General features: G+C 38.7%; 17 protein-coding genes. 12 read left to right on the top strand and 5 right to left on the bottom strand.

Annotation, left to right across the window (positions count from 1 at the left end; translation table 11 throughout):
- The 12 genes from K0A91_RS03115 to hypF all read left to right on the top strand — a co-directional run.
- Positions 1–608 (top strand): hypothetical protein (locus tag K0A91_RS03115; RefSeq protein WP_295008057.1); only part of this gene is annotated, 608 nt, incomplete at its 5' end.
- A complete protein-coding gene (locus K0A91_RS03110; protein WP_295008055.1) occupies positions 574–1,272 on the top strand; it encodes an ABC transporter ATP-binding protein in 699 nt (232 codons plus the stop codon). The genes K0A91_RS03115 and K0A91_RS03110, both read left to right, overlap by 35 nt.
- On the top strand, positions 1,273–1,905 hold the full coding sequence (locus K0A91_RS03105) for a DUF3387 domain-containing protein (protein WP_295008053.1): 633 nt from the start codon (positions 1,273–1,275) through the stop codon (positions 1,903–1,905).
- Between the two features lie 15 nt (positions 1,906–1,920).
- On the top strand, positions 1,921–2,940 hold the full coding sequence (locus K0A91_RS03100; RefSeq protein WP_295008051.1) for an aldo/keto reductase: 1,020 nt from the start codon (positions 1,921–1,923) through the stop codon (positions 2,938–2,940).
- Between the two features lie 3 nt (positions 2,941–2,943).
- Positions 2,944–3,435, top strand: a complete 492-nt coding sequence (locus K0A91_RS03095; RefSeq protein ID WP_295008049.1) for a histidine phosphatase family protein — start codon at positions 2,944–2,946, stop codon at positions 3,433–3,435.
- A 3-nt stretch (positions 3,436–3,438) separates the two neighbouring features.
- Positions 3,439–4,116: a CHAD domain-containing protein gene (locus K0A91_RS03090; protein WP_295008047.1), complete on the top strand. Its 678-nt coding sequence runs from the start codon at positions 3,439–3,441 to the stop codon at positions 4,114–4,116.
- Positions 4,117–4,165: 49 nt separating this feature from the next.
- The gene (locus K0A91_RS03085) at positions 4,166–4,420 is read left to right on the top strand and encodes a type II toxin-antitoxin system Phd/YefM family antitoxin (RefSeq protein WP_295008045.1); all 255 of its coding nucleotides are present in this window, start codon (positions 4,166–4,168) and stop codon (positions 4,418–4,420) included.
- On the top strand, positions 4,413–4,700 hold the full coding sequence (locus tag K0A91_RS03080) for a type II toxin-antitoxin system RelE/ParE family toxin (RefSeq protein ID WP_295008043.1): 288 nt from the start codon (positions 4,413–4,415) through the stop codon (positions 4,698–4,700). The genes K0A91_RS03085 and K0A91_RS03080 overlap by 8 nt, the downstream gene beginning before the upstream one ends.
- A 104-nt stretch (positions 4,701–4,804) precedes the next feature.
- On the top strand, positions 4,805–5,605 hold the full coding sequence (locus K0A91_RS03075; RefSeq protein WP_295008041.1) for an HNH endonuclease: 801 nt from the start codon (positions 4,805–4,807) through the stop codon (positions 5,603–5,605).
- 92 nt (positions 5,606–5,697) lie between these two features.
- Positions 5,698–6,690 carry a hydrogenase expression/formation protein HypE gene (hypE, locus tag K0A91_RS03070; RefSeq protein ID WP_295008039.1) on the top strand — a complete coding sequence of 331 codons (993 nt, stop codon included), beginning with the start codon at positions 5,698–5,700 and terminating at the stop codon, positions 6,688–6,690.
- Positions 6,691–7,032, top strand: a complete 342-nt coding sequence (gene hypA / locus K0A91_RS03065; RefSeq protein WP_295008038.1) for a hydrogenase/urease nickel incorporation protein HypA — start codon at positions 6,691–6,693, stop codon at positions 7,030–7,032. It abuts the gene before it with no gap.
- Positions 7,032–9,260: a carbamoyltransferase HypF gene (gene hypF / locus K0A91_RS03060; protein WP_295008037.1), complete on the top strand. Its 2,229-nt coding sequence runs from the start codon at positions 7,032–7,034 to the stop codon at positions 9,258–9,260. Before hypA ends, hypF begins: the two co-directional genes overlap by 1 nt.
- Here hypF and K0A91_RS03055 read toward each other — a convergent pair.
- From K0A91_RS03055 to K0A91_RS03035, 5 genes are all read right to left on the bottom strand, one after another.
- The gene (locus K0A91_RS03055) at positions 9,240–10,031 is read right to left on the bottom strand and encodes a shikimate dehydrogenase (RefSeq protein ID WP_295008035.1); all 792 of its coding nucleotides are present in this window, start codon (positions 10,029–10,031) and stop codon (positions 9,240–9,242) included. The two genes, hypF and K0A91_RS03055, sit on opposite strands and share 21 nt — an antisense overlap.
- Positions 10,032–11,435 (bottom strand): anthranilate synthase component I family protein, encoded by a 1,404-nt coding sequence (locus K0A91_RS03050; RefSeq protein WP_295008033.1) that lies wholly within the window; start codon positions 11,433–11,435, stop codon positions 10,032–10,034.
- A gap of 19 nt (positions 11,436–11,454) precedes the next feature.
- Entirely contained in the window at positions 11,455–12,117 is a 663-nt protein-coding gene (locus tag K0A91_RS03045) for an SPOR domain-containing protein (RefSeq protein WP_295008031.1), read from the bottom strand.
- Between the two features lie 137 nt (positions 12,118–12,254).
- The gene (locus K0A91_RS03040) at positions 12,255–12,797 is read right to left on the bottom strand and encodes a DUF1882 domain-containing protein (RefSeq protein ID WP_295008029.1); all 543 of its coding nucleotides are present in this window, start codon (positions 12,795–12,797) and stop codon (positions 12,255–12,257) included.
- A 13-nt stretch (positions 12,798–12,810) separates the two neighbouring features.
- The gene (locus K0A91_RS03035; protein ID WP_295008027.1) at positions 12,811–14,058 is read right to left on the bottom strand and encodes a serine hydroxymethyltransferase; all 1,248 of its coding nucleotides are present in this window, start codon (positions 14,056–14,058) and stop codon (positions 12,811–12,813) included.
- Positions 14,059–14,092 lie beyond the last annotated feature (34 nt).

Genomic DNA, 14,092 nt, shown 5'->3' with positions numbered 1-14,092 from the left:
TGGATTCTGTTAAAGTATATAAAATCAAATATATATGGAATGCGATGCTTCCCGATGGCAAACGGGTTACCGAACGTAAACAGCATGGAGAATGTGGAGGCTACTTTTATATTAACGCAAAGGATTTTGCTATTTTGAAAATTGAACAAATGTGCTGGCCACATGAAAATTCTCAGTTGCCTGAATTAGAATCAAACCAAAGAAGCAAAACGCCAAATGAGATTTGTTATCAACAGATAGACGGGAAATATTATCTAAAATATATAACCGGTGTTTCGACGCCCAATGGGGCATTTGGGGAATTTGAAAACGACAATGGAAACAGGAAAGATATAATAGTGAAAACAAGGCAATGGGCTGAAGAAATTTTACTTGTAATACATATACAAACTGACCGCAAGCAATTCGACAAAATAAAATACCGCGAGAAATTGGCAAACAATGAAAACACATATCTGAAAAACTATCCTTACAATGTAGATTTTTGGAAAAATTACAATGTATTAAAGGAAAATCCAGTTGAAGAAAAATTTATAAAAGAGATGGAATGGGAAAAATCAATGGAAATCCAATTTGAAGAAAACGCAAGCAGGCATGATAAAAATTAATCAATTATCAAAACAGTTTGGCAGCCTGGTTGCAGTTAATAATATCAAACTGGAAATTAACGAACCCGGATTGTACATTTTTGTCGGTGCAAATGGCTCCGGGAAAACAACTCTTTTTAATCTAATAAATGGCTTAATTTTACCCAGTTCCGGAGAAATTGTTTTCAACAATACTGCAAAGGGCAACAAGATTGAAGCGTTCACTGGAATATCAACTGAACCTTTTAAAACCGAGCCATATCTTACCGTTGAGGGAATTGCGGAAATTTCCAGGTTTATTAAAAAAGTACCGAAAAGCGAAATAGAAAAATGGCTTTCGTTTTGGGGACTTCAACAAGCAAAACAAAAGATGTTTAAAAACCTTTCAACCGGAATGAAAAAACGTCTCAGTTTGGCCTTGTCGTTGTTTGGTAATCCAAATCTCATTTTCTGGGACGAACCATTTAACGGTCTTGATCCTCTTGGTATAGAAATACTTATTCAGCTTATTTCTAAATTATTGCATCAGGAAAAATATATTTTTCTTTCCACGCATCTTTTGAATGAAATTAGCACAGTAGAAGCAACCTATTTTGTAATGCATGAAGGGAAAATAATCGGGACTGTTCATAAAAACTCAAAAAATAAGAAAACAACAATCCTTAAACTTCTAAAACAAATTTAAATGCTGCAAATAGAAATCAAACTTTTAAAAAGCAAAAAATTCATTCTTCCGGCAGTAATTTTATTTTTGGTGCTATTATTCCTGGCATCTGAAGAGTTTTTACTAGAAGTACAAGGAATGAAGCATAAAAATATAGCTCTTGAAGTACTAAAAAAACTACTTAACGATGAGATAAAAACTAGAATGAAAACAAATTTTGTTCAAAGTAAAACACTCATGGAGATGTTAGAAAATTCTATCAAAAAATATCAAAATAAAATACTCACCGCAGCTGAAGTTATAGATGAGTTAATAAAACTCAGTAAAGATATTCACAAGATGGATGAAGAGCCAAAAGCGATGGGTTTAAGTGATTTTGAATATGCATTTTATACGGCAGTTGCAAATAACGAAAGCGCAAAAGAGCTTATGAGCAAAGATGTTTTACGAGAACTTGCCGTTGTTTTGACTCAGAGGGTGCGAGAAAATGCTTCTATTGATTGGACTATCAAAGAGAGTGTCAGAGCTAAATTAAAAGTTATAGTTAAAAGAACTCTGCGACAGTTTGGTTATCCGCCGGATATGCAAATGTTGGCGACTGAAACGGTACTCAAACAAGCGGAAATGATTGCAAATGAACTTACAAATTTTTAAGATGGAGATTTTTATATGAAATACAGATACATTGGAAAAACAGGACTTAGGGTTACTCCAATCTGTTTGGGGACTATGAGCTTTGGTTCTTGGAGCGATGAAGCGGAGTCTTTTAAAATCATGGACAAGGCGTATGATAGAGGGATTAACTTTTTTGACACAGCAGAACTCTATCCCGTCCCGCCTGATGAAAAATATGCAGGCGTTACCGAGACTATTGTGGGAAAATGGCTAAAGGGCAAACCAAGAGAGAGCATCATCTTAGCTTCAAAGGTCGCAGGTGCGGCAAACGGCTGGTTTGTTCCGCCAATCCGCCATGGCTATACGGCGATTGACTCGTTTCATATAAAAAGAGCTATAGAGGGGAGCTTGAAGCGGTTGCAGACCGACTATATCGACCTATATCAGATGCACTGGCCTGATTTTGTCGTGCCTATTGAAGAGTCTCTGAGGGCGTTTGATGAGCTGGTAAAAGAGGGCAAGGTGCGATACATCGGAACTTCAAACGACACGGCTTACGGACTTACAAAAGCAAACGAGACTTCAAAAAGGCTGGGTATAGCAAGATTTGAGTCCATTCAAAACAACTTTTCACTCAACAATCCTCGCTTTTTGGATGAGCTCTCAGATGTCTGCAAAAGAGAGCAGATATCGCTTCTGCCGTACTCTCCGCTTGCAGGTGGCGTTTTGAGCGGTAAGTATAACGGCGAGTTTTATCCTGAGAATGCGCGTTATTCAGACTACATGTTGAGTAAAAGCACCCGTCTAAACTCACAAGCTGCAAGGTTCGTCAATGAAAAAACTCTAAAAGCTACCGAGCGTTATGTTGAGATAGCAAAAAAGCTTGAAATCTCTCCCGTGACTTTGGCGGTGGCTTATTCAAAACAGTTTGAGTTTGTCGCTTCAACGATCATCGGGGCTAGAAACATAGAGCAGATGGATGAGTCACTAGCTGCGCTTGATGTAACACTTAGCCAAGAGACTATGAGTGAGATAAAAGCGGTGCAGCAAGAGATTATGTACCCGATGGGATGAGAGATGAAAAAGCTATACATTATCAGACATGCAAAATCGAGCTGGAGTGATGCAGAGTTAAATGACTTTGAGAGAGCTCTGAGCAAAAGAGGCAAAGCAAATGCTCCTATGATGGGTGAGCGGCTCAAAAAAAAGGGCGTAATGCCCGACATCATCATCTCTAGTCCCGCAAAAAGGGCGAAAGCGACTGCTGAGATAATTGCCAAAGAGATTGGCTACAAAAAAAAGATTCTATTTGATGAAAATATCTATGAATCAAGCGTTGATGAACTTTGCAAAATTTTAATAGCGATTGATGATAAAAACTCTGCGGCTTTTTTGGTAGGGCACAATCCCTCTTTGAACGATTTGGCGAATTATTATGTACATCATGAAGAAAATATCCCGACATGCGGCATTGTAGAGATAGGATTTGAGTGTGATACATGGTCGGATATTGAGCCAAAAAATGCAAAACTCCTTTCGTTTGACTATCCTAAAAATAGTGATGAGTAGCTTATGGAAAATGCGCTTTTGGCTAAAAAACTTGAAAAATTTAAAGAGTTTATAAACCGTTTCACAAAAAAATCCCTCCAAAGCGCCGATGATATCCACTCTTTGCGTATCAAGTGCAGAGAGCTTTTTTCTCTGCTTGACAAAGAGAGCACATTTGCCAGAAGTGTAAAAAAGGTCATCTCTTTGAGTAATGAGATAAGAGATATCGATGTCTTTTTTGATGAGTATCTTGAGTCTTTGCCAAAAAAGTATAGAAAAAAAGTACTAGAGGAAATATCCTCAAAAGCAAAAGAGGGTGGCAGAAAAAAAGAGATAAACGAGCTTCATAAATACCTCAAAAATCTAAAAATCCCAAATAGCGCAGAGCAAAAAACAGAGGAAGAAAAAAAGCAAAATTTGGTTGCGATGAAGCTTCCAAAGTTTGACAAAAAGAAGCTGCACAAATATAGAATCTACATAAAAAAGAGGCTCTACGTAGAGAAAAACAGCATACCAAAAGATGAGAAGAAGATAAAGAATTTAACGGATATAAAATACGCTTTGGGCGCGATAAACGACAACTACAACGGACTGGAGAGACTGCGTAGCTACGGCGTAAAAGAGAAGCTGTATAAAAAGATAGAGAAGTTTACGCAGGAAGAAAACAAAAAGTTGTATGAGAAGATAAAAAACGATAAATAATGATTATATTTTGCTATAATGACAATATCCTGTCATAAAAGGTTTCTAAATGCAAGCTCTAAACTACACAAATGCTAGAAATAATCTAAAAAATATTATAGAAGATGTATGTGACAATCACGAAGAGGTGATAGTAACTACAAAAAACAATAAGTCCGTCGTAATTATTTCACTCGATGAATACAATGCCACACATGCCAAAATAAAACAAGATGTCCAAAATGCCATAAAAGAGATTCAAAAGGGCGATTTTTTAGACATTGACGATGCTTTTGAGATAGCAAAAAAGTCATATCGTGCATAAAATAGTTTTTTCAAAAACTGCTGTTGCCAACTTAGTTGAACAAGCAAAATATATTTTTGAACAAACAAAAAATGAACATGTAGCCGACAGGTACTTGGATAAGATGAAAAACTATATTATCCAAACGCTCTCACGCTTTCCAAAAGCAGGAAGACCCACAGAAGAACTCGCAGCAAACACTAGAAAACTGGTCTATCAAGGATACTCTGTGATTTACAGCGTTTCAGAGACGCAGATAGAAATATTGGTGATTTTTAGAGAGAATTTGCCTAAATTATGAAACAGAGAATTGTAGGCAAGAGATGATAAAAGATTAAAGTTTGGGCTTTTTGTGCATGGATTGCTGTATGATGGTTAAACAAAATAAAGGGCAAGGGAGATGTTGTGAAAATAGTATTTAACAATAAAGAATATAAAAAAAATGGTAATGTTGCAGGTGACAATGGAAATGGCTTAGGAAAGCTTTGTTTTGATATTTTTAAATATTATTTAAGTGTTAATCCAAACAAAAGCTATAAAGAATTACAAAAAATCTTTAATAATGTTTATATTCATAAACAATTATCTGGATTGAGGAGTAAAAGAAAAGTTATTTTCAATAAAAAAGATTTTTACAATTGGTATAACAATTATGCAGGTAAAGATTCAAAAAAAGATGAAAGATATTTTGGAATAGGAAAATATGGCGTTCCCACTCCTTATAATGAAGAGGAATTATATTTTACTACCCAATGGGATAATAGTAGTGGAAATATTGATAATATGATTCACTTTGCAAAAGAACAAAATTACAATATTAAAATTCTAGAAAATGAAAATTTTAATAAAATTATATATCCAGACGAAGTAGATACTAATAGTGATCAAACTTATGTCGAGGGAAGTGTCAAACAAGTTACAATCAATTTTTATGAGCGAGATCAAAGAGGCAGACAAAAGTGCATAAATCATTACGGCTATCAATGTTATGTTTGTGGTTTTGATTTTAAAAAGGTATATGGAGATATTGGAAAAAACTTTATTCATGTTCACCATATCAAACCATTATCTGAAATAAGGAAAGAGTATAAGTTAGACCCAATAAATGATTTAAGACCTGTTTGCCCGAACTGTCATGCTATGACACATCGTAAAAATCCTAATTTTAGCATTGAAGAAATGTCAAATTTTATTAACGATAGATAATCAGAAAAGAAATTAAAAAACTGATTTTAGAAGAATATTTTTAAGTAGAAAAAAACGCAAAGTTGTATGAGAAGATAGAGGGGAGTTTAATTGTGACTAAAACAATAAGCCTAGCACACGGAAACGGCGGGCAGGAGAACAACGAGCTAATCTCTCAGGTGTTTTACAAAGCATTTAAAAACGACATTTTAGACAAAAGCGAAGATGCGGCGGTGATAGAGGACAGTACTTTGGCATTTTCAACCGACAGCTTCACGGTAACTCCGCTCTTTTTTGCAGGTGCGGACATAGGCAAACTTGCCGTCTGCGGAACATGCAACGATCTTGCCATGATGGGTGCGAAGCCGAAATATCTTACATGCAGCGTGATAATAGAAGAGGGTTTTAGCGCAGATGTGCTTGAGCGCATAGTCTCATCCATGCAAAAAGAGCTTGAAATCAACGGCGCGCAGGTCGTGAGCGGTGACACAAAAGTTGTGCCTCGCGGCAGTGTGGATGGGATATTTATAAACACGACAGGTATTGGGGAGATTTTACAAAGAGGCATCAGTTCAAACAGCATAAGCGAGGATGATGTCATACTTCTGAGCCGAGATATCGGGTGTCACGGAGCGACCATCTTTGCATCTCGTGAGGGCATAGAACTCAGCTCTGCGCTCAAAAGTGACTGCACCTCTCTTTTTCCCGTTGTGAAGAGTCTCATAGATGAGGGCGTAAAGATAACGGCTATGCGCGATGCGACACGCGGAGGTGTGAGTGCGGTTCTTAACGAGTGGGCGAGGCAGTCAAATATTTGCATAGAGATAGATGAGGAAAAAATCGTTACAAGCGATGAAGTTATGGGACTTTGCGAGCTTTTGGGGTTTGATGCGATGTCTCTGGCAAACGAGGGGACATTTTTGCTTGCAGTGAACAAAGAGGAAGCTAAAAGGGCAGAGCAGATTTTAAAAACATTTAACAAAAATGGCTCCATTATCGGCAAAGCAACCGACAAGCATCTTAAGAAAGTCATCATAAATTCGGCGTGGGGTACGCAGAGATTTTTGGATGTCCCAACCGGTGAGCTTCTCCCAAGGATCTGCTAAATGCATGAGTACAGCATCGTTGGGTCGCTCATTGATAGTTGCGAAGAGCATGCGAGAAAAAACAATGCAAAAAAAGTGACAAAAGTTGTTGTTAAAATAGGAACTCTTAGCGGAGTAGAGCCTCATCTTTTGCGTGAAGCTTACGAGATGTTTAGGCTCGGCACAGTGTGTAATGATGCAGAGTTGGTTCTGAATCTTCAAAAGGTAAAAGTGCACTGCAACGTCTGCGACGCGGAGGAAGAGCTTGAGCAAAATGAGTTTATCTGCCAAAAATGTGGCAGTTTTGACATAAAAGTTCTTGACGGCGAAGAGATGTATTTGATGAGTTTGGAGTTAGAGTAGTGATACAGAGCATTGAGATAAGAGGCGTTGTGCAGGGTGTCGGATTTCGCCCTTTTATCTACAATCTTGCTGTTTCATCCGGGCTAAGTGGAGAGGTTTCAAACAACGGGCAGGGCGTGCTGATACTTCTTGATGCGACAAAAGAAGAGCTGGATGAGTTTGTAAAACAGATAAGAGACAACAAGCCGCCGCTTTGCGAGATAGACTCCATAAGAATAACCCGTATTAAAAAAACAAAATCGTTTGATGGCTTTAGCATAGAGATGAGCGAAGTTGCCAAAAATCTCTCCAGCCATATTCCGCCTGACATCGCAATGTGCAGTGAATGTGAGAGTGAACTGCATGATAAAAGCAACCGCAGATTTGAGCATCCGTTTATTACATGTACAAATTGTGGACCCCGTTTTAGCATCATAAAAAATCTTCCCTACGACAGAAAATATACATCTATGGATGAGTTTGTTATGTGTGAAAAGTGCCAAAATGAGTATGAAAATCCGCATGACAGAAGATACCACGCTCAGCCCATCGGGTGTCACGAGTGCGGACCAAAACTCTCTTTGTTTGATAACAGCGGTAATATAATTGAGAGTGAAAAAATCATAGATAAAGCGCTCAAGCTTATAATTGAGGGAAAGATTGTTGCCATAAAGGGAATAGGGGGCTATCATCTAGTCTGTGACGCCACAAATGATGAAGCCGTAAAACTTCTGCGAGAGAGAAAGCAGAGACCCTCAAAGCCGTTTGGAGTGATGGTAAAAGATATCTACATGTCAAAAACTATTGCCTCCATAAACGAAAAAGAGCAGATATTGCTCTGTTCAAACAGACGCCCAATAGTTCTGCTTAAAAAAAGAGAAGATAACACTCTAAGCCAGAATGTCGCTCCAAATATCAACCAAATCGGGCTTTTTTTGGCATACATGCCGCTTCATCATCTTATTTTGCAAAGGTTGAATAGACCCATAGTCGCAACGAGTGCGAACATCTCAGGTGAGCCGCTATGCAAAAGTTATGATGAGATAATGAGGCTTCGCGGTGTCTGGGACTTTTGCTTGGAACATAACAGAGAGATAGTAAATAGTTGTGACGATTCGGTTTTGTTTGTCGAAAATGAGAAAACATTTATGCTAAGAAACGCAAGAGGCTACGCACCTCTTTATCTTAAACTTCCTCATAAAACGGATAAAAAGATTTTAGCACTCGGAGCAAACCAGAAGAGCACGGTTGCTATAACCATTGGAGATAGCGTTGTTTTATCTCCTTACATCGGGGATTTGGGAAGTGTGTCAAGCATAGAGCATTACAAATCGCACATAGAGACATTGAAGCGAATTTATGATTTTAAGCCCGATGTGGTAGTTTGTGATAAGCATCCAAACTATGAGTCAACAAAATATGCAAAAGAGTTAGCGGCACAAGAGATAGAGTTGTTGCAAGTTCAGCACCACTACACGCATATTTTGGCAACTATGGGCGTAAATAGGATAACATCAAAAGTTTTGGGTGTCAGTTTTGACGGCACCGGGTACGGTGATGACTCTAACCTTTGGGGTGGAGAGTTTTTTGTCTGTGACTTGCAAGGTTATGATAGAGTAGGACACTTCAGATACTTTAAGCTTCTTGGCGGTGAGAGGGCGATAAAAGAGCCTAGACGAGTTGCCCTTAACTTTTTGTTTGAGATATACGGCGAGGAGGTTTTTAACCTTAACAATGCAACTCTGAACTCTTTTTCTGCCGCTGAGATAAAAATACTCTACACGGCATATAAAAATAGTCTAAATTCACCGCTCTCAAGCTCATGTGGACGTCTTTTTGACGCTGTTGCATCTATCTTGGGTGTTGTTCAAGTCTGCGGTTATGAGGGAGAGAGCGGACTGCTTTTGGAGAGCCTTTATGATGAAAATGTTTTTGAGAATTATCTCTTTAGCATAGAAGATGGTGAGATAGATTTCAGCCAAACATTTAGGCAGATTTTAGATGAACAAAATCTACATGTAGCGGTTTCAAAATTTTTCAACACAATAGTTGAGATAATTTACGAGATGCACAAAAAGTATAATTTGCCATTGGTTTTGGGCGGCGGAGTGTTTCAAAACAGAGTGCTTTTAAGACTGATTATGAGGAAAATTCCAGACGTAATCTTGCCTGAGATGTTTGTTAGTAATGATGGCGCAATAGCCTACGGACAGGCGATAGCCGCCTCTTTAGAGTTCAAAACTCTTTGACATACAGCTTGTAATATCTTCAGTCTTTAGTTCATGGTTTACAAATAGTTCGTTTGCTAAAACGCCTTGACCAAGAAGCATATCGGCACCGTCTTTAGAAGTGATATTTTTGCTTCTTGCAAGTTTTAGAAAAGGTGTTACTTTGCCATAGATCGCATCTGCCGCAAATGAACTGTTATCTAAAATTCTTTCTACTAACTCTAACGGAGCAGGCAGATCTTCGTCTTTAAGCCCGGCACTTGTCGTATTTACAACCAAATCATATTTTTTAAGTTCAAAATCTTCCCAGCCAAAGCACTCACAACCAAGCTCTTTAAAGTATGCGAGTCTATTTTGGCTTCTGTTTAGGACAGTTACTTTTATGCTGTCTTCTACAAATCTCGCACAAAGCGCTTTTGCCGTTCCGCCTGCACCTAAAACTAGGATGTTTTTAATAGCGCCAAACTCTTTTATGGCAAACATAAAACCGTCGGCATCCGTGTTATAGCCTATAAGTCTGCCGTTTTCGTTTACGATGGTATTTACTGCTCCAACCTTTTTGGCAAATCCTCTTACTTCATCGCAAGCCTCATAAGCCGCCTCTTTATGAGGAACGGTAATATTTGCTCCGCTAAGACCAAGGGAGAAAAAAGTCTTTTTTAGTTTTGAGCCATCTGGAAGATGGACTCTTGTATAGCAGGCTTTGTAGTTTAGGTGCTTAAATACAGAGTTGTGCATAAGCGGAGAGCGGGAGTGCGAAACGGGGTCGCCAAAGATGGCAAATAATTTCATTTAGTCTAAATCTTCAAGTGAAGCGACAAGTGCGCCGAGTTTGTTCTTTACCTCTAGGTATTCAAGCTCGTTTTGGCTGTCTGCAACGACACCTGCGCCAGCTTGAAGAACGACTTTGTCATCTTTTACCAAAGCAGTTCTTATGGTAATTGCGCTGTCCATATTGCCATCAAACCCGAAGTAGCCGACACTTCCGCTGTAAAAACCGCGCTTTAGTCCTTCATACTCTGCTATAAGTTCCATAGCTCTTATTTTGGGTGCACCCGTCATGGTTCCAGCCGTAAATGTAGCCATAAACAAATCAAACATATCTTTGTCATCTGCAAGAGTAGCAGTAACGTCAGAGACTATGTGCATAACGTGAGAAAAGCGTTCGATATGCATCATATTTTCAACTTTTACGCTTCCGGTCTTTGCGACACGGCTTACGTCATTTCTGCCAAGGTCGATTAGCATAAGATGTTCTGAGAGCTCTTTTGGATCTGCCAAAAGCTCATCTTCAAGCTCTTTGTCTCTTAATTTTGTAGCACCTCTTTTTCTGGTACCTGCAATCGGGCGAAGAAGAAGTTCGCCATTTGTGAGCCTAACCATAACCTCAGGAGAGCTACCGACAATGTTAAAATCCTCATACTCCATCAAAAACATGTATGGTGAGGGGTTTTTGCTTCTTAGAATTCTGTAGAAGCTAAAAGGGTCAACTTTTATCTTTCTCGTAAAGCGGTTTGTCATAAGAATCTGAAAAACATCGCCGCTTCTTATCATCTCTTTTGATTTTTCAACCATCTCAAAAAACTGCTCTTTTGAGAATGCAAAACTTCCATTATCATTGCCGATATTCCGTTTCATGTGGACATATTCGTAAGAGTTTTTGAGCTCGTCTTCAATCATGTCAAACTTTTTGCTCATCTCTTCTTGAGTACTGATTAGTGTGAGTTGATAGTTTTTGTGAGAGTATACAAGAATGATTTTTGGAAGAATGAGGTCTAAATCAGGAGTGTTTAGCTCATCTCTCAGATTGTCCATTGTGTTATGAAGTTTTGGTTCAAAAACTTTAACCATATCGTAACCGATATATCCTATAAAGCCGTCTACGTAGCCTACTTTAAGCTCTGCGGATGCTTTTTTATAGATATCTGTGTCAATGTTTTTGTAGTATTTTTTTAAAAAAGTAAAAGGGGACTCATCTTTTGTGTATACTGCGCTGCTTGAGTCGGTATATAGAGTTTTTCCCTCTATATATTGAACTCTCTCCCTTGCACCGATGCAGATGAAGCTGTAGTTGCCTTCGCTTCCTCCTGCACTCTCAAAAAGATATGAGACTTCATCTTTAAAAATTGATTTTAATTTTGCATATACAGCTATTGGAGCCAGCTGGTCTTGTATAAACTGTTTTGAGTAAATCAAAAAAACCCTTGTTATATAATTATATTTTAGTTAAGAACGCACCGGCTTCTACAGATGTTCTGACACTTCTAAGCGCTTTTCTTGCTTCTGCTTCACTATGAAAAGGTCCGACTAAAACTTTGTTAATAACTCTGGAGTCTGCAGTTACTTTGTGGAACTTATATTTATATCCCAAATTCGTAATAGAGTCTAGGAATTTTTTGTTAGGTTCGTATTTTGCAAATGAGCCAACTTGAATATAGTACTCAGAAGAGCCGCTTGCAGCAGGTTTAGGTGTGCTAACTACCTCTTTTGGTGCAGTTTTTGGTGCAGTTACAGTTTTTGGAGCTGTGGCAGCTTTAGGCGCCTCTGCAGCTACCGGAGTATTCTCTTTTGTGCTCTCTTCTTTTAGCTTTTGCGCAATTTCATCAAGAGAAATGTTATCTTGAGTGGATTCTTGAACAACACTCACATCCTCAAAAAGTGGCTCATCAGCTATGGCGTTTATCTCTTTTTGTGGCTCAGGAGGAAGTACTGCTTGAGGCAGATTGTCTGTACCGCTTGAAGCAAGAGTATTCATCAGCATTACGACGATTATCAGAACAATACCGAGTGTTGCAACGGCTAATACAACTTTTTTATTTCCGAGAGATGAGCTGTTTTTGTTTAAGATAATGTCATTTAATTCATTTTTTTCATCCATAACGTCTCCTTTTTTATTCTTGGTATAATAATACCAAAAAAATTAGCTATATAACTAATTTCTTAGCAGTCGGTACTTCGTACATCGACTTTGATTTGAAACTAAAAATATCCTCACATATGCTTTCTAAAGAACTACTACATGTGCTTTGACCAAGAAGCTCCGCGCTCCTTGGAGTAAATCTCGTACGGCAGAGTAAGGATGTTGTATTCGTCCGGTAAATCTGCATTTGGAAACATTCTCCACTGAGTAGGCTGTTTGGCTGAGAGTTTCATGCTTATCATTTTTCCAAGCTGGATTGCTTCTTGAAGTGTAGTGTGACCCTTGTGGATGTAAACGTGAAGGTGGCCCTCTGTTTTTGTCTTATAAGCCGTAAAATTTATATACCCCTCTTCGCGAAGAAGCAGTTGTGTTTTGTGGTAAAAGCGTTCAGGGTCTCTTCCGTTGTAGTCAATCACAATGTTTTCAACTTTGCCGTGCTTGTTTATCAAAGAGTGAGCAACGGTAATCTCACCTTTGATGTGCTGATTTATAACTGATTGAGTGAGAGGGGTATTGACTTTTTCAAACTTGTTATAAAATGTACGCCCTTTAAACAGAATCTTCTCAACCACTTCATCTCTTTTTATCCAGTAGTGGTCGGTTACCATTTTAATAAGGTTTAAATCAGAAGCTGTCATCTATCTGCCGCCATTAGTAAGTTGATTGATTATAAACTACAAAATTTTGAGCTAATGCTTTAAGCTCTTTTTTGATGTTTGCCTGAAGCTCAGCGTTGTCGATATCATCAAGCACGTCAGCAATTTTGTTTGCAATAAATTCAAACTCTTTCTCTTTCATTCCTCTTGAAGTCAGTGCAGGGCTTCCGATACGGATGCCGGAAGTTACAAATGGGCTTCTTGTCTCACCTGAAACAGTATTTTTATTCACTGTAATACCAGCATTTCCAAGTGCGATGTCTGCGTCTTTTCCTGAGAAATCACGATTTAAAAATGAGAGAAGAATCAAGTGGTTGTCAGTTCCCCCGCTTACCAAGTCATAACCTCTTTTTACGAGTACTTCTCCAAGAATTTTTGCGTTAGCCTTTACCTGCTTCGCGTAATCTTTCCACTCGGGAGAGAGGTTGTACTTAAATCCTACCGCTTTTGCTGCTATGACATGTACAAGCGGTCCACCTTGAGTACCTGGAAATATTGCAGAGTTTATTTTTTTTGCAATCTCTTCATCATTTGTCATAATCATGCCACCTCTAGGACCAGCTAGAGTTTTGTGTGTTGTAGTTGTTACTACATGAGCGTGAGGGAATGGGCTTGGGTGCTCACCTGCCGCAACAAGACCTGCAATATGGGCAATATCTGCAAATAGTATAGCTCCTACAGCATCGGCGATTTCACGAAACTTTGCAAAATCAATCTCTCTAGCATAAGCAGAAGCGCCACAAACGATTATTTTAGGCTGAACAGTTTTTGCAATCTCCATGATTTTGTCATAGTTCATGCGACCGTCAAGCTCAACACCATATGTAAAGCTTGAGTAGTTTTTGCCCGAAAAGCTTGGTTTTGAGCCATGTGTTAAGTGACCACCGTGACTTAAATCCATGCCTAAAAGTTTATCTCCCGCCTGCAAGAGAGCTGCATAAACAGCTCCGTTTGCTTGGCTTCCAGAGTGAGGCTGCACGTTTGCAAAGTTACATCCAAAAAGTTTGCATGCTCTGTCAATTGCTAACTGCTCAACGCCGTCCGCATACTCACAGCCGCCGTAATAACGCTTGCCGGGATATCCCTCGGCATACTTGTTTGTAAACACAGAACCCATAGCTTCCATAACAGCAGGAAGCGTAAAATTTTCAGATGCAATCATCTCTAAGTGGTCAGTCTGACGCTCTAACTCTTTTTCGCACAGATCAAATATCTCTTTGTCATACTCTTGTAAAAAACTCATGTTATCTATTCCTCTACTTAATTTAATTTAAAAT

Origin of the sequence: Sulfurimonas sp. (genome assembly GCF_019429335.1) — a bacterium.
In the GTDB taxonomy this organism is placed as follows: Bacteria; Campylobacterota; Campylobacteria; order Campylobacterales; family Sulfurimonadaceae; genus Sulfurimonas.
The sequence above is the reverse complement of the archived record's forward strand: the minus strand, read 5'-3'. Positions and strand labels throughout refer to the sequence as shown.